Origin of the sequence: Staphylococcus marylandisciuri, assembly GCF_025519785.1 — a bacterium.
In the GTDB taxonomy this organism is placed as follows: domain Bacteria; phylum Bacillota; class Bacilli; order Staphylococcales; family Staphylococcaceae; genus Staphylococcus; species Staphylococcus marylandisciuri.
The window spans coordinates 63,348-84,122 of the sequence record NZ_JAOPKZ010000011.1 but is presented as its reverse complement, the minus strand read 5'-3'; the positions used below and the strand labels follow the sequence as shown (position 1 = coordinate 84,122).

Annotated in this window: 27 protein-coding genes and 5 pseudogenes; 17 read left to right on the top strand and 15 right to left on the bottom strand. The window is 31.0% G+C overall.

Features of this window, described 5'->3' with window-relative positions; translation table 11 throughout:
* Positions 1-129 precede the first annotated feature (129 nt).
* Together N9R04_RS07580 and N9R04_RS07575 are read left to right on the top strand one after the other, a co-directional pair.
* Positions 130-312, top strand: coding sequence for a hypothetical protein (locus tag N9R04_RS07580; protein ID WP_262856106.1), 183 nt, complete (start codon positions 130-132; stop codon positions 310-312).
* 295 nt (positions 313-607) lie between these two features.
* Positions 608-973 carry a YdeH family membrane protein gene (locus tag N9R04_RS07575; protein WP_262856105.1) on the top strand — a complete coding sequence of 122 codons (366 nt, stop codon included), beginning with the start codon at positions 608-610 and terminating at the stop codon, positions 971-973.
* 90 nt (positions 974-1,063) lie between these two features.
* On the opposite strand, the gene N9R04_RS07570 is transcribed toward N9R04_RS07575, so the two are convergent.
* Entirely contained in the window at positions 1,064-1,681 is a 618-nt protein-coding gene (locus N9R04_RS07570) for a LysE family translocator (protein WP_262856104.1), read from the bottom strand.
* Between the two features lie 791 nt (positions 1,682-2,472).
* Between N9R04_RS07570 and N9R04_RS07565 the strand changes: the two genes are divergently transcribed.
* On the top strand, positions 2,473-2,697 hold the full coding sequence (locus N9R04_RS07565) for a hypothetical protein (protein WP_262856103.1): 225 nt from the start codon (positions 2,473-2,475) through the stop codon (positions 2,695-2,697).
* Between the two features lie 85 nt (positions 2,698-2,782).
* On the opposite strand, the gene N9R04_RS07560 is transcribed toward N9R04_RS07565, so the two are convergent.
* A complete protein-coding gene (locus N9R04_RS07560) occupies positions 2,783-3,178 on the bottom strand; it encodes a nuclear transport factor 2 family protein (RefSeq protein ID WP_262856102.1) in 396 nt (131 codons plus the stop codon).
* 193 nt (positions 3,179-3,371) lie between these two features.
* Here N9R04_RS07560 and N9R04_RS07555 point away from each other — a divergent pair, with 193 nt between their 5' ends.
* Positions 3,372-4,679, top strand: coding sequence for a TrkH family potassium uptake protein (locus tag N9R04_RS07555; RefSeq protein WP_262856101.1), 1,308 nt, complete (start codon positions 3,372-3,374; stop codon positions 4,677-4,679).
* Positions 4,680-4,901: 222 nt separating this feature from the next.
* Here the strand turns inward: N9R04_RS07555 and N9R04_RS07550 are convergent.
* Positions 4,902-5,411 (bottom strand): annotated as a pseudogene (locus tag N9R04_RS07550) (IS6 family transposase); the annotation flags it as partial.
* 101 nt (positions 5,412-5,512) lie between these two features.
* Here N9R04_RS07550 and N9R04_RS07545 point away from each other — a divergent pair.
* Entirely contained in the window at positions 5,513-6,340 is an 828-nt protein-coding gene (locus N9R04_RS07545) for a nuclease-related domain-containing protein (protein ID WP_262856100.1), read from the top strand.
* Positions 6,341-7,089: 749 nt separating this feature from the next.
* Here N9R04_RS07545 and N9R04_RS11465 read toward each other — a convergent pair.
* Positions 7,090-7,218, bottom strand: a pseudogene (locus tag N9R04_RS11465) (IS200/IS605 family transposase); the annotation flags it as partial.
* A 234-nt stretch (positions 7,219-7,452) separates the two neighbouring features.
* On the opposite strand from N9R04_RS11465, the pseudogene N9R04_RS07535 reads away from it, so the two are divergent.
* The 3 genes and pseudogenes from N9R04_RS07535 to N9R04_RS07525 form a co-directional block, all read left to right on the top strand.
* A pseudogene (locus tag N9R04_RS07535) lies at positions 7,453-7,807 on the top strand (tyrosine-type recombinase/integrase); the annotation flags it as partial.
* 5 nt (positions 7,808-7,812) lie between these two features.
* Entirely contained in the window at positions 7,813-8,292 is a 480-nt protein-coding gene (locus N9R04_RS07530) for a hypothetical protein (RefSeq protein ID WP_262856099.1), read from the top strand.
* Between the two features lie 131 nt (positions 8,293-8,423).
* Positions 8,424-8,708: a KilA-N domain-containing protein gene (locus tag N9R04_RS07525; protein ID WP_444544743.1), complete on the top strand. Its 285-nt coding sequence runs from the start codon at positions 8,424-8,426 to the stop codon at positions 8,706-8,708.
* A 721-nt stretch (positions 8,709-9,429) separates the two neighbouring features.
* Here the strand turns inward: N9R04_RS07525 and N9R04_RS07520 are convergent.
* The 7 genes from N9R04_RS07520 to N9R04_RS07490 form a co-directional block, all read right to left on the bottom strand.
* Entirely contained in the window at positions 9,430-10,149 is a 720-nt protein-coding gene (locus N9R04_RS07520; protein WP_262856098.1) for a hypothetical protein, read from the bottom strand.
* 898 nt (positions 10,150-11,047) lie between these two features.
* Positions 11,048-11,356: a hypothetical protein gene (locus N9R04_RS07515; protein WP_262856097.1), complete on the bottom strand. Its 309-nt coding sequence runs from the start codon at positions 11,354-11,356 to the stop codon at positions 11,048-11,050.
* A gap of 8 nt (positions 11,357-11,364) precedes the next feature.
* Positions 11,365-11,655 carry a hypothetical protein gene (locus tag N9R04_RS07510; RefSeq protein WP_262856096.1) on the bottom strand — a complete coding sequence of 97 codons (291 nt, stop codon included), beginning with the start codon at positions 11,653-11,655 and terminating at the stop codon, positions 11,365-11,367.
* Positions 11,656-11,669: 14 nt separating this feature from the next.
* Positions 11,670-12,053, bottom strand: coding sequence for a hypothetical protein (locus tag N9R04_RS07505; protein WP_262856095.1), 384 nt, complete (start codon positions 12,051-12,053; stop codon positions 11,670-11,672).
* A gap of 1 nt (position 12,054) precedes the next feature.
* Positions 12,055-12,216 (bottom strand): hypothetical protein, encoded by a 162-nt coding sequence (locus tag N9R04_RS07500; protein WP_262856094.1) that lies wholly within the window; start codon positions 12,214-12,216, stop codon positions 12,055-12,057.
* The gene (locus N9R04_RS07495) at positions 12,216-12,488 is read right to left on the bottom strand and encodes a helix-turn-helix domain-containing protein (protein WP_262856093.1); all 273 of its coding nucleotides are present in this window, start codon (positions 12,486-12,488) and stop codon (positions 12,216-12,218) included. Before N9R04_RS07495 ends, N9R04_RS07500 begins: the two co-directional genes overlap by 1 nt.
* The gene (locus N9R04_RS07490) at positions 12,488-12,700 is read right to left on the bottom strand and encodes a helix-turn-helix domain-containing protein (RefSeq protein WP_262856135.1); all 213 of its coding nucleotides are present in this window, start codon (positions 12,698-12,700) and stop codon (positions 12,488-12,490) included. Before N9R04_RS07490 ends, N9R04_RS07495 begins: the two co-directional genes overlap by 1 nt.
* A 140-nt stretch (positions 12,701-12,840) precedes the next feature.
* Between N9R04_RS07490 and N9R04_RS07485 the strand changes: the two genes are divergently transcribed.
* From N9R04_RS07485 to N9R04_RS07460, 6 genes are all read left to right on the top strand, one after another.
* Positions 12,841-13,563, top strand: coding sequence for a helix-turn-helix domain-containing protein (locus N9R04_RS07485; protein WP_262856092.1), 723 nt, complete (start codon positions 12,841-12,843; stop codon positions 13,561-13,563).
* 117 nt (positions 13,564-13,680) lie between these two features.
* Positions 13,681-14,175: a hypothetical protein gene (locus N9R04_RS07480; RefSeq protein ID WP_262856091.1), complete on the top strand. Its 495-nt coding sequence runs from the start codon at positions 13,681-13,683 to the stop codon at positions 14,173-14,175.
* A gap of 14 nt (positions 14,176-14,189) precedes the next feature.
* On the top strand, positions 14,190-14,399 hold the full coding sequence (locus N9R04_RS07475) for a hypothetical protein (protein ID WP_262856090.1): 210 nt from the start codon (positions 14,190-14,192) through the stop codon (positions 14,397-14,399).
* Positions 14,400-14,419: 20 nt separating this feature from the next.
* Positions 14,420-14,557 (top strand): hypothetical protein, encoded by a 138-nt coding sequence (locus N9R04_RS07470; RefSeq protein WP_262856089.1) that lies wholly within the window; start codon positions 14,420-14,422, stop codon positions 14,555-14,557.
* Positions 14,558-14,581: 24 nt separating this feature from the next.
* Complete coding sequence (locus N9R04_RS07465) at positions 14,582-14,776, top strand: hypothetical protein (RefSeq protein WP_262856088.1); 195 nt, start codon at positions 14,582-14,584, stop codon at positions 14,774-14,776.
* Between the two features lie 41 nt (positions 14,777-14,817).
* A complete protein-coding gene (locus tag N9R04_RS07460) occupies positions 14,818-15,522 on the top strand; it encodes a hypothetical protein (protein WP_262856087.1) in 705 nt (234 codons plus the stop codon).
* On the opposite strand, the pseudogene N9R04_RS11560 reads toward N9R04_RS07460, so the two are convergent.
* Positions 15,502-15,708: pseudogene (locus N9R04_RS11560) on the bottom strand (excisionase). The gene N9R04_RS07460 and the pseudogene N9R04_RS11560 sit on opposite strands and share 21 nt — an antisense overlap.
* Positions 15,709-15,753: 45 nt before the next feature.
* On the opposite strand from N9R04_RS11560, the pseudogene N9R04_RS07455 reads away from it, so the two are divergent.
* Positions 15,754-16,992, top strand: a pseudogene (locus N9R04_RS07455) (tyrosine-type recombinase/integrase).
* On the top strand, positions 16,973-17,980 hold the full coding sequence (locus N9R04_RS07450; RefSeq protein WP_262856086.1) for an Abi family protein: 1,008 nt from the start codon (positions 16,973-16,975) through the stop codon (positions 17,978-17,980). Before N9R04_RS07455 ends, N9R04_RS07450 begins: the two are co-directional and overlap by 20 nt.
* Positions 17,981-18,173: 193 nt before the next feature.
* Here the strand turns inward: N9R04_RS07450 and rpsR are convergent, their stop codons facing one another.
* The 3 genes from rpsR to rpsF are packed head-to-tail and all read right to left on the bottom strand — an operon-like array spanning position 18,174 to position 19,286.
* Positions 18,174-18,416, bottom strand: coding sequence for a 30S ribosomal protein S18 (rpsR, locus tag N9R04_RS07445; RefSeq protein WP_262856133.1), 243 nt, complete (start codon positions 18,414-18,416; stop codon positions 18,174-18,176).
* A 45-nt stretch (positions 18,417-18,461) separates the two neighbouring features.
* A complete protein-coding gene (ssb, locus tag N9R04_RS07440; protein WP_262856085.1) occupies positions 18,462-18,962 on the bottom strand; it encodes a single-stranded DNA-binding protein in 501 nt (166 codons plus the stop codon).
* 15 nt (positions 18,963-18,977) lie between these two features.
* Positions 18,978-19,286 carry a 30S ribosomal protein S6 gene (rpsF, locus tag N9R04_RS07435; RefSeq protein ID WP_262856084.1) on the bottom strand — a complete coding sequence of 103 codons (309 nt, stop codon included), beginning with the start codon at positions 19,284-19,286 and terminating at the stop codon, positions 18,978-18,980.
* 368 nt (positions 19,287-19,654) lie between these two features.
* Between rpsF and N9R04_RS07430 the strand changes: the two genes are divergently transcribed.
* Positions 19,655-20,470: a GH25 family lysozyme gene (locus N9R04_RS07430; protein ID WP_306439844.1), complete on the top strand. Its 816-nt coding sequence runs from the start codon at positions 19,655-19,657 to the stop codon at positions 20,468-20,470.
* Positions 20,471-20,775 lie beyond the last annotated feature (305 nt).

The window sequence follows — 20,775 nt, the reverse complement described above, 5'->3', positions numbered from 1 at the left end:
GTGTTACTAAAATGTTAAAAACCTTACACAATTGTAAGGTTTTTTTCGTAATATAAGCTTTATATTGCTAACTAGACTTTGATAGAATGCAGATAATGAAAGCTTACGTTAATACTGGGAGGCAGAAATATGATCCTTACTATTTCAATCGGAGCAATTACTGCTGTCTTCATTGCTTTTATATTATCTGATAAGCAAGAGAAAAATGAAATACATCCGCTTCATATTTTTCTCAGCATTACAACAGTTATTTTAGCAGTATTATTAGGGAGCCTACTTGATAATTTAGACTACTTTGTTCACCTCTCTTAAAAATTGCTCTAGGCGATAATGGTACTTTTATCAAGTTATAAATTTTTTTGAGACTTAAATATTTGAGAGGAGACGACTTTGTTATAAGCAAAAGAAACTTTGCTTATAAACATGTCAGTCAACCTTAATATTGAGGGAGCGGGACAGAAATCTAATTTGAATAAAAAGATTTCGTAGTCCCGCTCCCTTTTCTATTTATAACGCTCAGTACTCAACAGCGTTATAGATTTTTGACACTTGTAGTTTAATCAGCAACAATGGTCTTATATTGTTAAATGAAATGAGGTGTGAAATTTTGGTAACAAGAATTTCGAGTGCTCTTTTATCATTAGTATTGATAGTAGTTACTCAGCTGGTAATAGCAGCCTCACGTCTACCTGGCTCTAACACCGCTTCGTTAGATCACCCCAAAGAAGTTTTAGCTAATGTCGTAGCATTTATTATCTTTTTTCTACCGGCTGTAGTACTAGCTTACTTTAATCATTTGGCTTGCCGTATTATTTCAGCCCTTTGGCATTTTCTAACTGCAATGATTCTATTATTCGTTACGATGGCGCTCATCTTTACGGGGCATATTGGCGCTATCATTGTTGCTGGCTTGACTACGCTTATTCTTATACTAAGTGGTATTATTATACTTATTGCTCAAAATCGTCCTTAAAATGATTAAAAAGTGCGTGGCGTTATACCTCATCCTCTTACCTACTATTTTAAAGATAGTGTAAGAATTTGATATAAGCCCGCACTTTTTTTAACCGAGTAATAATTTGATGGATAAGCCAATGAGGATGAAACCGACCGCATAGTCGAAGACTGCCTTAAAGACACGATTCGCAAAGAACTTTTTAATATATTGAAAGATATAGACACAGAAGATAAACCAAATCCAAATCGCCATGATTAGACAACCAAGTAATAGTAGTATATGTAAACTTAAACCTACGCCTGTATCGATAAATTGAGGTAATATACTTAGATAATATAATAAAGCTTTAGGGTTTAAAGTGGTGCTAAGAAATCCTTGTCGAAATGAAGTGAAATATTTCGTGGGCTGGTGTTGAATGCCTGAAGTGGTAAAGTTCATACTTTGACGAGCGCTAATAATACTCCTTACACCAAGATAAATTAAGTAAGCCACTCCAAAGAATTTAACTATTAAGAATAATAAATGGAACTTTGTAACGATAACGATTAATCCACAAACTGCGAGTAGCGAATACAAACAATGACCCGAGGCTATACCTGTCGCTGCTAACAAACCATTGCGTTTACCTGAAGAAACTGAATTCTTCATTACTATAAAAAAATCGGGTCCTGGAACGATAATTATGAGTAAACTTATAGCTATAAATGAGCCTAGTTCTTCCATGTATGTCACCTCCGCACGCATTATATTCTATCAATTTTACATATTAATACCAATACCATTAGCTTTATTATCCGTATTTTATTCAAGTTCTAATTTTGGCAATATTTTAATTATAAAAATTTTATTTAATATTGGTAATTGCATTGGTTTCTATATCCGTGGTAAACTATAGAAGTAGTTGAAAACAACTACTAGTCTTTTATATTCATGAACATATTACTCTTTGGAAGCGGGACAGAAATCTAATTTGAATAAAAAGATTTCGTAGTCTCGCTCCTATTTTTCTACCTATTTAGAGAAAAACCTCGCTGGACCTATTAATTCGTCAGCAGCTTTGACAAATTCTATCTTTTAAGACTCCCTTCCGTCTAATTTTTTGATTAATCACTATATTTTTAATTCCCTCTTTATCATTTATCAGGACTTGTAATATTGAGAGAACCGAACCCTCTTTTTAGATTGGGAGCGGGACAGAAATCTAATTTGAACAAAAAGATTTCGTAGTCCCGCCCCGGCAAGGATGACTAGAATTGAAAAAAGCTTGATACAAGCGCATTTTCAAATCAGTCATCTACTGCCAAGATGCTGAAAGAGGTTGAGACATTACATTATGTCACAGCCTCTTTCTCTCTAGTCAAAGACCATTATGTTCCAGGCTTACTTAAATTCGTACATATTTCTTTATATTAGTGGTAAAGTAAAGTATAATACTCCTTAGATTATAATTATTCTAAATTAGAATCACATCATTTATCTCTTAATTGACTATCTATTAAAGGAGGTAATACTTTATGAAGCTGCTGGATTATAACATGGAGAATAAGGAGCTCATTGCCACAGTATTATCTGATCACGGCCATCTCTTCCAGTATACTTTTGATATCACTACGCCTGAATACGAAATCTTAGACGTTCTTCAAGACATTAATTACCATGTTGATAATGGGACGCATCCTCTTGGATGTACTATTCTAAAAAACTATAATTTCAAGGACGTGGTCCACAATACAATTTAATCAAACTTGTTCATTACTATATAAAAAGCGTGTATGATAGATTATTCTCTCTCCAATCAATCATACACGCCTATTTCACATTAAATTATATGCTTCCTAACCCTTCTACATGCGTTTGATACGCCTGCGTTAATTCATGACAAGCTTTAATTTTCCCCTCGTCATTAAATTTGAAAAGTGCATAAACTTCTATCAGACCATCGCTACTATCTTTCTTTTCCACGTGTACATTATATCTTAGAAATACACATTTTTGGTCTTCATCAATAAGCTGGTCTGTGAACTCATTAATATTCATCTTTTTTACTACAGACTTTAGTTTGGCCATATGTTCTTTGAAGCCATTTAAATCTACTTCATGGTGATCTGTCACCTGCTTATAATCTGCCGCAAAATACTCATCAATAGTTTCAAGTCGCAAATTAATAAGTATATCATCGTAAACTTGTCGAATTCTGTCTTGAATTTGACTTTTTTTCATTTCTTCATCCCCTTTTATTTAGATTAATCTATGGACACTACTTTAACTCTATCTTACTACTCTCACTGAAAATCCACCATAAAACTAGAAAATCTTTTTACAAAATTTTAATACTTAATTTATAGAAAAGGCTTGTTTTTTTAATTATAAGTTATAGAATATAGTCAATCATTTTAATAAAGAGGTTATAGACATGAGTAAATTAAGTAAACCTTTATATATTTATTTCTGTTTATTTATATCTACAACACTAATTGGAGGGCTATTACTCTACTTGCCTATTACCGGTAAGAAATCCATCGCCTTGATCGATGCTTTTTTCATCTCTTCAAGTGCATTTACTGTGACAGGTCTAACTACAGTGGACGTCGCAAATCAATTTAATGCGCTGGGAGAAATTATTATACTCATTCTCATTCAAATTGGGGGCTTGGGAATAGTTTCAGTTACTATTCTTACACTGCTCATCCTCAATAAACGCATTACTCTAAAGAATCGACATTTGTTAATGGTAACGTGGAATATCGATAAGCCAGGTGGTATCGTTAAACTCATCATTCACCTAGTTATCTATAGTTTAACAACTGAATTAGTTGGTTTCTTATGTCTATGTTTATCTTTTGTACCTAAATTTGGCTTGGGTAAAGGTACGTTTATCAGTTTATTTACTTCAGTCTCAGCATTTAACAATGCAGGATTTGCGCTCTTTAGCGATAATCTTCTAGGCTATGCGAGTGACCCAGTAGTGACCCTCATCGTTCCTATCTTAATTATCATGGGAGGTATCGGTCATTTCGTTTTCATAGACTTTATTACTTGTAAAAGGTTAAACAAATTAGCTTTACATTCTAAAGTGGTATTGGCCACTACAGCTATTTTAATTATCTTTGGTACCGTCACATTCTTTATTTTTGAACAAAATAATACATTATCCCATATGTCTATAATTGAGAAAATTGGAGCCTCATTCTTCCAATCAGTAACTACTCGTACAGCTGGCTTTAACACTGTGGATATAGGCGAGATTCACACCGCTTCTGCAATGGCGATGATGTTATTAATGTTTATTGGCGGCGCTCCTCTGAGTGCTGCAGGAGGTATTAAAGTAACCACTTTCGCTTTACTGACAGTCTTTGTAGTCGGGACATTAAGAAATTCTGTTTACCCATCACTTTTTAATAAGACGATTTCAGACAAACTACTAAAGATCGGCACAACGATTACATTACTTTCAAGTACATTTGTACTAATGGTTACCTTTATTATTACTTCTATACATCCATCATATCCTTTTATTAAAGTGCTCTTCGAAGTCGTCTCGGCATTCGGAACCGTGGGGCTAACGATGGATTTCACTACAGAATATGACAGCGTAGTCAAACTTATGGTTATTATCGTCATGCTTTCAGGTAAAGTAGGACTACTTACATTAATGCATTTATTTATAAAGGAAAAACGCCACGATACATTTAAATATGCTAAGGGGACAATTCACCTTTAAACTCGGTGGTAAAATGAAGAGAAGTGCTGAATAAAATAAAGAGGATAGATTATCGAAATATGATAAACCATCAACAAATGAGCTCAATGATGAGGACGAAGCATCTAAAAAAGGGGTTGGAGCCGATTGTTTGGCAATTAACACTAATTATGATGAGGGAGCGGGACAGAAATCTAATTTGAATAAAAAGATTTCGTAGTCCCGCCCCGGCAAGGATGACTAGATAAGACGGAGGTCGTGTTCAATGAGGTTATTAAGATATTTAGATGTATAATGAGAGTTAAGATTAAGTTTAAACGTCTTAATTAGTTTAGCCATTGCTATCTTCGTTAAAGGCGTTTAATCTGTAATCACTATTTGAGGTTTTCGAGTTGTTTAGTGGGCCGCTTTATAAACGCCTATCTTGAGTCAATATCTCTTTTTTTGCTTAACCACTCATCTAATATATGACCATCTGCATCAATCACACAATACAAGTAGCATCATTTTCCTTTAATTTTAATACATGTTTCTTCAATGCGTCATTTATAATAGGATGTTTTTCTTCCCATTTTGACACAAAATAGGTGCATATTCTTAAACCCAAAGATAACCGGTTGAGTGAAGAACGTTCACACCGCTTTCTCTTAACATTCCAGCTATATCACGATATCATAATGCATTTCTTAAGTAGTTGGCAACAGCTATAGGAATAACATGCTTACCGAATTTTTTATATCTGAAACAATTCATATAGAACAACACTTTATTAAAATTATAATATAAACTTAACTTTGCAACTGAACCAGCACAACGCTATAGTGGTATTAGATCAATGATTAAGGAGTGCCGGTATGATAGTTATCATTTTATTATTGTTTTCTATGATCTTGTTCTGCTTAGTAAGTTATATTTATAAAAAGAATAATGATAGTATGAAGTTGAAAAAGCAAAACGTAGATTTATCAAATCGATATGATAAGCTCAATCAAAAATATAATGATGTATGTAGAGAGAATGAAAATTTAAAAGAAAGTTATCATTCGGGTCATTTATATGATAAAAATAAAGGGGAAGTCAAAGCTTCTAAAGAACTACAAGAAGTTTTTGAAAAGTTGAAAGAAGAAGTTAATATCAGTAATTTTGTGAAGCTCGATAATCTTTTTTTGTATGATTTAAAAGAACCTAGACAAATAGATCATATGGTGATTTGTGATTTCGGTATTTATATATTTGAAACAAAATATTGGGAAGGGGATATATACTACAACATTTCTAAAGAAAGCTTGAAAGGAACTAAGTATGAATTATTAAATCGATATATTTTCTATAAGCAAGATGAAAATGAATATCAAACCTTTGTTTTAAAATTAAATGAAAATGGGCAAATTGAATATCGAAACAATGGTAATCCATATAAACAGATATTTAAAACAATGAAAATATTAAGTGATCTTTTAGACAATCAATATTTCATCAATAGTATTATATACTTTAATTATCATAATGATAAATATCATTTTATTGATGGATCAACTAAAAATAATGGGATAGTAGGAGTGAATCAACAGGAAAATTTATATAATTTACTAAAAAATAGAATGGAAAGTTTTACTTTTAAAAAGTTGGAAGAAAGCCAAATAAAAAATTTAGAACAGAAATTTAAGAATTATAAAATATAATACTATTAATAGAAGATAAAGTATATACCTAGGAATATTTAGTAATATAACAACGATTACAGGTCCTGTAGTAGTTATTCTGACTTTATTTTATAATTTTTTATTACAACATTAACTATAATACTAAAAACTTTGGCATTATGTAGTGATTATTTAATTTTACCGATGAGGCTAGGACATAATGGTCTTTGACTAGAGAGAAAGAGGCTGGGACGTAATGTAATGTCTCAGCCTCTTCAACATCTCGGCAGTAGATGGCTGATTTGAAAACGCGCTTGTATCAAGCTTTTTTCAATTCTAGCCATCCTTGCCGGGGCGGGACTACGAAATCTTTTTATTTAAATTAGATTTCTGTCCCGCTCCCTACTGATAACCTATATAACTTTGAATTATGTTATTTATAAGTAAGTAGTTTTTTCGTTCTATCTTTTTTATAATTGGAACAATTTTAGGATTAGATTCATTTATATATTTTAAATGACAAAATATATAAAAATTGTTTGAAAATTCGAAATGGAATTTTAGAAAAAAGAAGCAGATGCATATATTAACACTAATCCAAAAAGAGAGTTAAACAAAGCATGTAGGAGGCCTATAAGTATAGCGACGAAAGGGAGGCAAAAAAAGCAATAAATTCATTAAAAAGTTGAAAAAAAGATAATACATAATTAAACTTATCGTAAGTGCACATAATTCATGGTGTAACAGTGGAGGCGTCTATCTCTCAAACGTTAATTGGCGTAAAGAGACTGTCTCAGAATTATACCGATATCCTTTTTATTTTCCTATATAATTTATCTTCTATCCTTAGGTGCAAAAACTATGTAATACTTACAATTCCACTTTGTATATACTAAACTATTTGTGTCGTTAGACATATTGGCTTCTCCTCGTGTAGTTAATATTGGTTGGCTGACCAATTATTCTTCTATCATGAGGGATGCCTATTTTTAATGCAGCAGTAAAACCTTCCCTGAACCATACGCATAACGCATGGTTTACATTTAGCAATTTAAAAAGCTCTTTTGAACTAAACTAACTCTTTTCAAAAGTGTTTAATAAATAGTTATCTCATTCCAAGTATTTTTATTAAATTTAAAATTAATACGATACTTACAACTCAAAGTATTAATTTACTTAAAACACTCATGTTAGAAAATAAAAAAGAGAATCAGTAGAATAATAAATTTATTGATAGAGGTTATACATTCACTAATACTGCTGGAATTCCTATTGACGTAAACAAGGTGAACAATATAATTAAAGAAACGACTGACATAAGTTCAATTAATAAACGTGTTACAACGCACACATTACGTCATACACATATCAACACTTGCACAATTAAGGATTAATTTAAAAGCTATATTAGATATAGTAGGACATTTAGACTATAAAACTATACTAGAGATATACACACATATTACTGATCAAATAACTAAAGTTATGATGAATAAATTGGAGTAAATGAATTGAATAATATAGAAGAAAAATTAAATTCCATCATTACCGATATTGAAAACATTTTATTATACATTCTAAATAATGGATTCGGAATTAGCCAAAATGAATATTATTCATATAAAGCTACAGCGATTTTAAATTTCCAAAAATTTATTTACTTAATATTAGATGCGTGCATAATCTTTATTTTTATTTCTATTCTTGTGCTAATAGTTGGATACATTATAGATAAAAATAGAAATTATAATAACGAAAAAATCCGCACCAAAATTAGATTAGTCTACCCTATCAACAGTAAAAGCGGTGCAGAAGTAGTTTGTAAATATTGGATTTGGCAACGTGAGAAAAAGAAAATTATAGAGACACTCATTACTGATTTAACAGTACATGGCAATAAAAATTCTAGGCATGCACAATTTAATAAAAAATCTAAGCCAATACCATTTCCGTTTTTAAGAGAAGTGTACGGTTTATCAAAACCGTCATAAAAGGAGCTAATAACTAAAATGAAAAAATTAATGCAATTGGACAACAAATAACTATATTTAAAAAACGAAAGTGAAGATTATATAAGTCTGACAGATATTGCAAAATATAAAGTGATGATCCAAATGACGTTATAAAAAACTGGCTCCGATCTAAAGCTACTATAGAATTTTTGGGAGTGTGGGAAAATATAAACAATCCTAATTTTAAACCCGTCAAATTCGACGGGCTTAGAAATCAAGCTGGTAGAAATGCGTTTTTAATGTCTTCAACTAAATGGATCAATACAACTAACGCTATTGGTTTAATTACTAGAGCTGGGCGATATGGAGGTACATTTGCTCAAAAAGACATAGCTTTCGAATTCGCTAGATGGATTTCAGCAGAATTTAAATTATATATCATTCAAAATTACTAACGTTTAAAAGAACAAGAGGAGGATCCAGAAAAGTTAAATTGGGATTTAAAACGTTTAATTAGCAAAAATAACTATTCAATCCATACAGATGCTAACAAAGATAATTTAATCAACTCTAAGCTATCACAACAACAGATAAGATATACTTATGCTAATGAAGCTGATGTTTTAAATGTTGCAATTTTTGGTTTAACTGCGACACAATGGAGAGTAAATAATCCTGACAAAAAAGGGAATCAAAGAGATTATGCTTCTATTGAAGAAATGATTGTTATAAGTAATTTAGAAAGCAGAAACGCGAAATTAATCGAAAAAGGCATCGAACAAAGTTCAAGACTAGAAATTTTAAACAGCTTAGCTAGAAAACAAATGAAATCACTGTTACATTCTAAAACACTTAACAATTCTCAAAACCAAAAATTGTTGGACTAGTAATTTAAAATTACTTTTTGGACAAAAGATTCACATCACGCCCATTTTCTATATTCTAAAATGCAAAAAACATCCCCGTAAGCCTAGGTTTACGGGGTTTTACAATATACTATATATTATTGTTCTCTTTTTATATGCTGCTATTTTATAAATAATCATTAGTGTTTAAAACGGGGTTCAATCAACGTTTTATAGTGCACATTTCCATTTTGAAAGGCTATGAACATGCACACTATTTCGCAACTTTGCGAACTTTTGCGAACATATTACCTTGTCCTTATCATCAAAATTATACTCTTTTATTACCTTTAACATAATCATTTTGTAATTCGATATTGTATTCATTATAAAACTCTATTTTCACTTCTTCCAAGTATCGTTCAACCTCTTCAATAAAGTCTTGATATTTTAACATTAAAAATTGCTTTTTATAGTAAATTGTAAATTCTTCATCACTTAAATTACGTTGCTTTTCAATATTTAATTCAATAGCTACTAACTCCTCTAGTTTTTTATCTATTTTTGTATTAATAGTTAATGATTTTGATATTAAATTTTCATCAATAAATAATTGGTTCAGACTAAACACATTTATAGATTTTATTTTCATATCTTCAAACTTCGCTATATAATTACTTAGATTTTCACAAAAGCGATAACCAAGTATATTTCGGTATGCTTCATCTTTGTCTTCTATCGCATACTGTTTGTCATTTACTATGTTACTGTAGACGGCGTCATTCCATTTTTCAAATTCTTGGTAGTAATTTGCAATATGTTGATATATTCCAATTGCTTTCTTCAAATATGAATAATGTTCTACGTATATAGGTATTTTTTGATCTAATAGTTTCTCAGCATACTTATATTGCATTTCACTTTCAATATTTTTAATACTTTTACGAGCATCCAATATATATCTAACTATTTCTTTAACACCATATAAACCTATTAATATAAATAAAGACCACCATACATTTACATCCATAGATTTAACAACGTCATTCATATTATCCCTCTTTTTTAATATTTTATTATTTATAACCTCTTTTAGTAGTGAATTCTATAAATTAAAGCGCTTAAAGTCACTTATTTTTATTTTGTTACTTCATTTGCATGTTTAGGAAAATACCATTTAAAATACTCAGTACCGATACAAAAGTCATTGTGCCATCACCTTGTTTTTCTGAACACAATATATTTATCTTGTTAACTAAAACAGAATCTAGTTTACTCATAATACTCAAAATTTCAGCCGAAGACAATATGGCTCTATTTATATCATTAATCAATTTTTATTTTTTTCTTGGCTGTAATATTCCATTAAATGTTCCCCCCATTAAAGCAATTTCTGTATCATCATTACTAAATAAATATAAATGTGTCGCATTAGTTTTAAGTATCATTACGCCTTTTTTAATCTCAAAATTCTTTTGTTACAATTCCTCTATAATAGTAAAATCTATATATTCATTATTTTTAGATAGATTTTCAACAACATATTTCAAAGTATATAAAAAGCTAATAGAAGACATAACTGTCCTATAATCTAATTTTACAAAGTTATTTATGAAATATATTAATTCTTTATTGTTATTTAAACCCTTAATATAATGTTGATTTACTTTCTTTATCTCCTTTTTGTAATTATCCATTTGCTTATGGTATTAAAATTTTCTTTTTTCCACTTCTTATTTATCTTAGGTATTTGCAGTCGGTTAACAAGCTCATCCCACGTACATTCAGTAAATTGTTAGAATGATCCAGAGTCTAAACTCTCATACTCAACAACAGATATATCAGTATTATGTTTAAGTGGTATCTTATTAAACCCCAATAATTTCCACATATCTATGTAAAATGTTACTCAAATTTGGTAGAATGTATTTGTATTGTTATCAAACATTCTATTGTTGTGCGTTATCTGGTAAGTTTGCCGACTGTTCAGATAGCGCTTTTTCTATACTTTCATTTATTTTTCTAACTGTATAATCAATTCCATCCACTAATACTTTTAACGTAGATGAAACAATGTAATTAAAATCTTGAAATTCTCTAGCATGAGAAGCTAAATCAGTTTTGTTAAATCTTGCAAATATATTTTCTGCTTCTTCATCTTCACTCATTCGGTCACATACAAGGTCTAATACTACTTGTAATTTTCTTTCTAAATTGGCAACATTTAAATCATCTTTAATGTTTAATAGTTGTTTCATTTTCTCTCCTACTTTCTTAACATCATATTTTCTTTGAAATCTAATACATTACCTGTGGCCATACTATGCACTAACATTAAATCTAATTGCTTTGATGACTTACGCTGCTCTTCGATGTCATCCTTCATCTCATTGATGAGTTTGTTTTCCACCATCTGTATAGATGCACTATCTTTCATAACGCCATTGAACATTTCTCTAACTTCATCTAGCATTTCCAAATTATCTGCATTAGCTTGAATGTGCCCTATTAACTCCCAACGTTTCTGATATAAATCAAACAGTATTTTATTATCCATTAAGTTAATCCCCTTTATTTATAGAATAATTGGTAATCTGAATGTTCAGCTTGAATAGTGTTAATCAACTTTTCTATTTGTTGTTTAGCTAAATACAAATCATTTAGCCCATCTTCTCTAGCAAACTTACTTAAATTGCTTAAATTTGAATCAACAACTGAACCTTGAATACTCTTACTTATTTCTTCCATATATTCCATGCATGAGAAGTCCATCGCAATATCTCTAACATCAGTTTTATCTTGACTGCTAATTAATTTCTTACCTACAAATTCAGCAGTAATAATTGCTTGGTCTCTATTAAATCTTTCAAGATTTTTAATATCTTTATTTTCAATACGGTCTGCGTAAAGTTTATACATTAATTCCTTGTAATCTTGTTTAGTTATACTTTTCATTTTATTCATTCTCCTTTTTAAATTCATATTGATTTGCAATTGGTACAGCTATAATACTTAACAATCCATAAATCACTATTGATAAATAAATATCTCCAAATGCTAGTACAATTAAAGTTGCTATTATTGTAATGAGTGTCATAAAAATTGAGTATAAACCCATCACAACCACCCTTTATGACGTTTCTTCATGTAATCCTCAAAACGTGCAATACTAATTACTGTCATAGTGGATGATAATGAATAGTACAGATCATCAATCCCTTTTGAATCTTTCTCCCACTCTTTTAAAATACGATTGACTGATGAATACGATATACCAAATATGCTCGCTAGTGCGTGTGGCTTTGCAAACATAGGCTTTACCATCACTTGTTTTGGTTCTAATACAGTGTTTTCCTTCGTTAGTTTTTCATGTAACTTGTGAACTCCCATTATTTAGCCCCCTCTTTGTCATTAATTCCAAAAAACTCGTTTGGCGTTACATTAAAGTATTCACACAACTTCATAACTGTTTTTGTATCTAGATTTTCAGTACGCTCGTGATACAAGCCATGTATTGAAGTTCTAGAGATACCAGTTATTATGCTTAGTTTTGAAGCTGTAACTCGATGTTTCCGCATTAACAAACTCAAATTATTATGAATTTAACCACCTACTTTTTGTTTATATGTACAAACTTTGTTTATTTGTACAAATTCATTTAAACATGTATCCAATAGGTTTGTCAACATAAATCATTGTTGTTTGTATGTACATAGGTTATTATAGGGTTAGAGGTGATTATTTGTATTTCTCAGATATCTTAAAAAGCGCTAGAATTAAAGAAAACTTGTCAATAAATAGGTTGGCAAAATTAGCTGACGTTTCAACAACTTATATAAGTAAACTCGAAAATCGTAAAAGATCTTTTCCTACTTTAGAAATAATTTTTAATATCACATACGGTTTCATGCTTAATGCTATGGAAAAATATAGTAACTTAGAAAATTATGAAGACTTTGTAATACCAGAAATAGAATTATTATTAGGTGAATTTGTAACAAGCGATGATAGTAATTTAACAGAGTATGAGATGGAAACTTCTCAAGACGAATTTGAAATATTTTATCAAAAAAAGGAAAAAGCTTTTTTAAGCAAGAGTATTAGTAGTACTCAATCTATATACTCCAATAAAATAAAAATGCTTAGAAACTCTAATAATTTCGAAGAATTAGAAGAACCATATCTAGATTTACAATGGTTACTGAACCAAAGTAAGTACAATGTTTTCTATGGACGTGATTTTTTAACGGATTTTGATACAGTCGAAAAAAGAAGTTTAAAAACGAAGGACATGTACTATTACAATACTTTGGATGAAAGTGATCTATACACAATCAAAAGATTAATAGAAGTATATTTAGAAAGTAAATACCCTAAAATTAAAAATCCAGAAAACTTTTATTTAACGGTTACAGATGAAAAGAACAGAACACAAAATGTCACAGATTGGTATCATTTAGATTAGTATCATTGAATTAAATACTACGTATCTCTGCACACGTACGTCCTATTTTAAGGTTGTGAGATACATAGCAAAATTTTAATTAAGTAGTATATATAATGAATTCAGGAGTGATGTAGAATGAAAGAAGCACCTAAAAACAGACTAACCATGAAAGAACTTTGGGTTGAGGTAGATTACTTATCAACCTTAAGTAAAGAAGATAAGAAAAACTATAAAGAACTTTCTATTGAACAAAAAAGAAAAATTTTAAATAATTTTAAAGTACAAAAAGATACTAACACTATTGAGGAACAAGATCCTTTCAAGTCTGTTAACAAAACACTCAAAAAACATGGTTTAACAAATGTTACAGATCCCACCAAAGAGTTAATAAAAGTAAATAATATAGGTCAATTTATAGATAGTTTCTTCTCTAGACTGTCCAGTACTGCTATGAATCCTAAAGATTCCGACACTATATTCACTTATGAACAAATCAACCAAAATTTCGCTCTTATTAAATTACTTGATGATTTGATTAAAGATAATAAAGAATTGAAAGAACATAATGACACGCTAATTAATCAGAACAAAGAAATAATTAATTTATTAACTAAAATAGCAAATAAGTAAAATGGAGGAGTATCATGGAATATATAGGTTTTGCAGATGCGAGAGAGTTTGTAAGAATCAGTGGTATTTCAAAAAATGATTTAGAGAAACATGTTTATTCTGATGCTGATTTTCAAGAGCATTGCATGTACAGATTTGGCAAGGGTAACAAACGTTATATCAAAATCAAACCAGCTATACAGTTTATTGAAGAAAACATTTTAATTAGGGAAAGCGACTTATAATGATTTCAAAGGAGTTTTTTATGAAATTCGGCAAGTACAAGATTGATGAGTTTTATCTAATCATGATTAGTGGATTTCTAGTAACATCTATTTTCGTACCATTCATGCTAATTTCAGTAGTAGTAATGCTGATTATTGGGTTGGAAAAAGAAAAATAATATATAACAAAGGGGAAATGTAATATGGAAGAACATAAATCTATTCAAATAGCGAATACTTACCTCCATGAATTTTTAGAAGGATATAAATTTGTAGTGAATGAAAGATACTTTTATCAATACCAAAGTAATCCAGAAGCATTTCCATTTATGAAAAAAGATAATTATAGGTGCTCTATAGTTCTCTTAAACGAAAATTTTTCGAATATTCTAAAGTAATAATATTTACAAATGACATAAATATAAAGCATGAATATAATTTGCAAAAGGAAGATTCAAGCGCACTTTCAAAAAATTACACTAATTATATATATAATGCTGATGACTACGTTCGCGAGCAAACCAATATAATTGATAATGATAATTTTATTTACTATGTATCAATTTTCCATGATGAATATCCTTTTAAAGAAACTAAGAATTTCATTTTAGATGGCTACAATCAAGATGGGAAACGCTTTGCTAAAAAACAATATCAGCAATATTTTGCGGCTTCAAATGAAAAAATGAGTGATAAATCTCATAAAACGGTATCCCCCTTTAACCACTTGAATTTAGATGATATGAAAAGAATTGTACATGACGATACATTTGATTATCAAATAAATCAAGGGCTTGAAGCATATAAAAGAGAATTATATTTACCGGCTGCAGCCACATTTGCAGTGGCAATAGAAACATTTTTAATCAAACTAAAAAGAGCGAATAATATTAAGCATAAGAATTCTGATTCTTTCATGTATAGTAAACTACTAGAAGATTTAGGAAAAAATAATAAATTAAATTATAGAACTAAGAAACGTATTGAAGTAGCCTATTCTATGCGAAATATCGTCAACCATACTCAAGCTGGTGCTGTAGCAAAGACAGATTGTGACTTTTTATTAAATACACTAAAAGATCTAGTAGACAATAACCAAGAAACAATAGCAGAGTATAATAAATCAATTGATGATTCGAAATAAATAAGCACTACAATAATTTGACTCAATTTTACTCACAATAGATTCAAAAGCTTCTTTCTTTTTTGACTGCTCTTCATCTTAGATGTCAAATTCATTACTGTAATTTTGTACTGATTCTTTAATAAAAGCAATCTCTTTTTCATCAAAATTTATATTCAAATAATCACCAACTTTTTCTTTTATCATAACACTTTTTAGTATCTGGTACTAATTTTTAAGGAGAGATGACAAATGTGGCATGAGCAATTCACTAATAAGCATAATCAAACACAGTACCGTTTCTATGAGAAATACAAAGACCCATACACAGACAAATGGAAACGTGTTAGCGTTGTTCTAAATAAGAATGGTAAACAATCGCAGAAAGAGGCGCAAAGACTTTTAAATGAGCGTATAGAGAGAAGTTGAATGATAAGACACCAACTGCCCTAAAAACACTTACCTTTCACCAAGCGTGTGATGAGTGGCTAGAACATTATAAAAATCATTCTGGATCTAAAACTACCACTATCAAAGAAAAAACGAGCAATACTAACACCGTAAAATCTGCTATAGATAAAGATGTACTTATTTATAAGATTACACATACATACTTACAAGACATCATAAATGAATGGGCTAAATCACATAGTACAGGACATGTTCAATCACTTGTTATTGTTATCCGTTCCGTTTTCAAATATGCGTTTAAATATTATGATCTGCAAGAAATTAGTGTGCTAGATAAAATAGATATACCAAAGAAAGCTAAAACTAGAAATGAGCTACAAGCTAAACGCAATAACTATTTAGAAGATAGTGAAGTAAAGGAGTTACTAGAGTGCTTCGACTATTTGATAAAGCATAAAAGCCATGCTACTCGAAAACGCAACTATGAAATGGTTAGGTCATTAGTAGAGTTCCAAATTAACAACGGTATGCGTATTGGCGAACTCCTAGCAATCAAGACAGACAATGTAGACGTTGAGAATAAAACACTAGAAATCAATGGCATAATCAACTGGGTTACTGATGCAGATACTAGAGCATTTGGCGTTAAAGAAACAACTAAGACAAGTAAGAGTTATCGAACAATCGGACTCACAACTCAAAGTATTAATTTACTTAAAACACTCATGTTAGAAAATGAAAAAGAGAATCAGTAGAATGATAAATTTATTGATAGAGGTTATATATTCACTAATACTGCTGGAATTCCTATTGACTTAAACAAGGTGAACAATATAATTAAAGAAACAACTAATATTAGTTCGATTAATAAATATGTTACAACGCACACATTACGTCACACACATATCTACACCTGCACAGTTAGGAATTAACCTAAAAGCTATATAAGATAGAGTTGGTCACAGTGATTATAAATCAACTTTAGAGATTTACACCTATGTTACGGATCAGATGGCTAAAGATAAGATGAATAAACTAGAGGGGATTGGGAATAAAAACTATGGAAAGAAAAAAGCCTAAAACTATTAATGGTTTGATGAGGCATATTAGGGATAATAAAAGCATTGAGATAAGTAATAGTAAAGAAAAAAGCCAGTTACGAAACATGGGGTATTTTCACGGATTTAAAGGATATAATTTCTTTCTAAACAAAGAAGAGAAACTTAATTTTGAAAAATTCAGTGAGTTACAAGCTTTATACAATTTCGATACAGAAATAAAAAGTCTTTTCTATAAACACGTTATGTTTTGTGAAACTGCCATTAAAAATAGACTGTTAGAAATAGTTTGTATAAACTCTGGATTTGATTTAGATAATTTATTTCAAAAATCATTAACATATTATAAAAGTTATAGTCCTGGCAGCTCAAAATATAAAAAACATTTAAAAAACACTACCAGACTAAGAAGAGATATTTACGATATGATTCATGAACATTGTAATTCAAAACCTTATATTTACCATTACATACACCAAGATAGACCTGTGCCACTATACGCAGTGTTTGAGTTATTTACTTTAGGTAACCTAGTATTTTTCACTCGTTGTATGTCTTCTAATTTGAATATAGAAGCTCAAAAACAATTAAAATTATATTCACCCGCATTCGATCAAAGCAAAGATATACTAGGTGACATTATTGATTGCATGAAAGGATTAAGAAATGCTATAGCCCATAATGGTATACTTTATGACTGTAGGTTTAAAACCGGTGAAGCAAGTAGTAGGTTAAAAGAATATTTAGGGGTAAAAATGGGTATAGACAATTTAGATTTCAATAGAATAATCGATTATCTAATTTTATTAATTCTAATTTGTTCTGGTCTATCTTATTCTAAGACAGAACTTCAAAGAATTATAAGACAATTTGAGCAACAGCTAGATTATTTACGCTCAAAAATAAGCGAATCTATTTACGATAAAATAATTGGCGTTGAAGCGAGACCTAAATTAAAAAGCTTAAAAAATTTCATCAATAATCTTGCTTTCTATCTGAAAGTAGATTAATATTATAATCAAATAGCGGTGCATATCTGCGGAATGCACTCGAGGTTGACTGTTACTGACGGTCGCCTCTTTTTTTATGTCAAAATTTAAAAGTCTTTCAAAACGCGCCCTTTTTCTGCCCTTTTTTTTAAAATCCAAGTACAAAAATAACCCTCTAGCCTGATTGCTAAAGGGTTTTGCTATACGTTATATATTATTGTTCTTCTTTAACATATGGTAATAACGCCATTTGACGAGCACGTTTAATTGCAGTAGTCAACATACGTTGATATTTAGCAGAAGTGCCTGTCACTCGACGAGGTAAAATCTTACCGCGTTCTGAGATAAAGCGTTTTAATAAATCAATATCTTTGTAGTCGATGTGAGTAATGCCATTCGCTGTGAAGTAGCACACTTTTTTACGACGACGTCCGCCTCTTCTTGGACCTGCCATGATGAACTGCCTCCTTTTCATCAATATTTTTATATACGTTCACTTACATTAGAATGGTAAGTCATCATCACTAATATCAATCGGTCCATTTGCATTCGCAAACGGGTTGTCAGATTGGTTATTGTTTGATGAATTATTATTGTAAGAAGTATTTTGCCCTGATTGTTGGCCACCATAACTTTGTCCAAAGTCTTGGAAATCGTTATTTTGTTGGTGACGTTGATTTTGGTTTTTAGGTTCAAGGAATTGAACGCTATCACACACTACTTCAGTGACAAAAATTCGTCTACCTTCTTGGTTTTCATAGCTACGTGATTGAATACGACCGTCAACGCCAGCTAAACTACCTTTAAATAAGTAGTTACTTACATTTTCTGCTTGCTTTCTAAAGACAACGCAGTTAATAAAATCAGCTTCGCGTTCACCTTGTGCATTCGTAAAAGTACGATTAACGGCAAGTGTGAATGTAGCTACACTCACGCCTGAGGGTGTTGTTCTATAATCCGGATCTTTCGTTAAGCGACCTACTAAAACAACTCTATTGATCATTTAAGCGCCCCCATTTTATTTTCTTGTCTTGTCGTCGTCTTCGTTGATAACAATGTAACGGATAATGTCATCGCTGATTTTAGCTAAACGTTGGAATTCGTCAGTAGCATCGTTATTGTCAGTTTTGATACGTACGATATTGTAGTATCCTTCTTTAAAGTCTTTGATTTCATAAGCTAAACGACGTTTGCCCCAATCTTTAGTTTCTAAAACTTCAGATCCGTGTGAAGCTAAGATGCCGTTGAAACGTTCTACAACTGATTTCTTTGCATCTTCTTCAATATTAGGACGAACGATGTACATCACTTCATATGTTGCTGCCATTATTTCTTGCACCTCCTTATGGTCTATGCGGGGATGTCTAGATTCAATTCAAATGCATTCAATGCATCCTACTCAAATCATCAATCCCAAGGAATAATTTTCATTAGTTCCAATCTAGAATTATATCAGAGAGTCTCCTCATTTTCAACGTATATCTTACTACCTAACATTTTTTATAAAGATACGTCTCTATTACAATTTGATTACACGTATTACTAATCTTTTTTAAATCATTCTGCATGGTTGTCAAATTATATTAAATCTTTTACGATTACTATTATATTTAGAATATAAAATTTTACTCTTTATATATGGTGGTAGTTAAAGTTTAATTTTATCTAAAAATTCACTAAAAAGGAGCATCTCAATTGGTTTTATCAATTAAAAAAAGCTTAGTGACAGCAGGTATTCTAACTGCCTCGACATTAGCTTTAACTTCAACAACACACGCAGCAACAGACAATAACGCGCCCAAAGGGACAATGGGGTCTGGCTATCAACAATATATGGCAAAACATCCGGAAAAAGCAAAAAAACCTTCTCAATCAGAAAGTAACCGTTCTCTATTCCGTTCAGCTCAAGATAAAACAACATCTTCTGGGGAACGCGTATTAGATATCTCAGAATGGCAAGGCAATCTCACACAGGCACAAGTTAAACAATTGAAAAAGAATTATGATTTCATTATTATCCGCGCACAGTATGGTTCGGAATATGTAGATAAGTCATTAGAACACAACTCATATTTACTAGATAAAAATGGTATGAAGTTTGGTGTTTACTCTTACAGCATGTATGAAAATCCACAAGATGCACGCTATGAGGCTCAAACTTTATATAACCGTGCCCCAAAAGCAAGCTTCTACGTTAACGACTTTGAACAAAATTCTGTAACTTCAGGTACTACTGATGAAGCTACGTCAGCTTGGCACGACGAAATGAAGCGTCTTGCTGGTAATAAAAAAATCTTACTTTATTCATACGAAAACTTCATGTTACAAAATGCTTCAATTGCTGTAAGTGACTACGATGGCTTCTGGTTAGCTGCATACACTGATCAACAACCAACACGCGAGAAAGTATTGTGGCAGTATACAGATAGTTATTACTCACCAGAGTTACAACAAAACGTGGATGCAAGCTATCTTGATTCTAGTGTCAACGCGAAATGGTTTACTAATTAATTAGTTCACAATTAAATAGCCGTTTTATTTATACGTCTAATCAAGGTCAGGACACAAGCGTTTAGGATGTGGGGTGGGGCCCCGACAAAGGAGGCTGGGACATAAATCCCAGCCTCTTCAACATTTCGGCAGTAGATGACTGATTTGAAAACGCGCTTGTATCAAGCTTTTTCAATTCTAGTCATCTTTGCCGGGGCGGGACTACGAAATCTTTTTATTCAAATTAGATTTCTGTCCCGCTCCCACAAGCAATGCGAGTTGGGGTGGGCCCAACCCATATTTTTAAGACGTCCGGCAGCCTGCCC

What these genes read in the sequence shown, in the direction of transcription:
- N9R04_RS07580 (WP_262856106.1), top strand. Translation starts at nt 130, where the DNA reads ATGATCCTTACTATTTCAATCGGAGCAATTACTGCTGTCTTCATTGCT.
- N9R04_RS07570 (WP_262856104.1), bottom strand. Translation starts at nt 1,681, where the DNA reads ATGGAAGAACTAGGCTCATTTATAGCTATAAGTTTACTCATAATTATC.
- N9R04_RS07565 (WP_262856103.1), top strand. Translation starts at nt 2,473, where the DNA reads ATGAAGCTGCTGGATTATAACATGGAGAATAAGGAGCTCATTGCCACA.
- N9R04_RS07560 (WP_262856102.1), bottom strand. Translation starts at nt 3,178, where the DNA reads ATGAAAAAAAGTCAAATTCAAGACAGAATTCGACAAGTTTACGATGAT.
- N9R04_RS07555 (WP_262856101.1), top strand. Translation starts at nt 3,372, where the DNA reads ATGAGTAAATTAAGTAAACCTTTATATATTTATTTCTGTTTATTTATA.
- N9R04_RS07545 (WP_262856100.1), top strand. Translation starts at nt 5,513, where the DNA reads ATGATAGTTATCATTTTATTATTGTTTTCTATGATCTTGTTCTGCTTA.
- N9R04_RS07520 (WP_262856098.1), bottom strand. Translation starts at nt 10,149, where the DNA reads ATGAATGACGTTGTTAAATCTATGGATGTAAATGTATGGTGGTCTTTA.
- N9R04_RS07515 (WP_262856097.1), bottom strand. Translation starts at nt 11,356, where the DNA reads ATGAAACAACTATTAAACATTAAAGATGATTTAAATGTTGCCAATTTA.
- N9R04_RS07510 (WP_262856096.1), bottom strand. Translation starts at nt 11,655, where the DNA reads ATGGATAATAAAATACTGTTTGATTTATATCAGAAACGTTGGGAGTTA.
- N9R04_RS07505 (WP_262856095.1), bottom strand. Translation starts at nt 12,053, where the DNA reads ATGAAAAGTATAACTAAACAAGATTACAAGGAATTAATGTATAAACTT.
- N9R04_RS07500 (WP_262856094.1), bottom strand. Translation starts at nt 12,216, where the DNA reads ATGGGTTTATACTCAATTTTTATGACACTCATTACAATAATAGCAACT.
- N9R04_RS07495 (WP_262856093.1), bottom strand. Translation starts at nt 12,488, where the DNA reads ATGGGAGTTCACAAGTTACATGAAAAACTAACGAAGGAAAACACTGTA.
- N9R04_RS07480 (WP_262856091.1), top strand. Translation starts at nt 13,681, where the DNA reads ATGAAAGAAGCACCTAAAAACAGACTAACCATGAAAGAACTTTGGGTT.
- N9R04_RS07475 (WP_262856090.1), top strand. Translation starts at nt 14,190, where the DNA reads ATGGAATATATAGGTTTTGCAGATGCGAGAGAGTTTGTAAGAATCAGT.
- N9R04_RS07470 (WP_262856089.1), top strand. Translation starts at nt 14,420, where the DNA reads ATGAAATTCGGCAAGTACAAGATTGATGAGTTTTATCTAATCATGATT.
- N9R04_RS07465 (WP_262856088.1), top strand. Translation starts at nt 14,582, where the DNA reads ATGGAAGAACATAAATCTATTCAAATAGCGAATACTTACCTCCATGAA.
- N9R04_RS07450 (WP_262856086.1), top strand. Translation starts at nt 16,973, where the DNA reads ATGGAAAGAAAAAAGCCTAAAACTATTAATGGTTTGATGAGGCATATT.
- ssb (WP_262856085.1), bottom strand. Translation starts at nt 18,962, where the DNA reads ATGATCAATAGAGTTGTTTTAGTAGGTCGCTTAACGAAAGATCCGGAT.
- rpsF (WP_262856084.1), bottom strand. Translation starts at nt 19,286, where the DNA reads ATGGCAGCAACATATGAAGTGATGTACATCGTTCGTCCTAATATTGAA.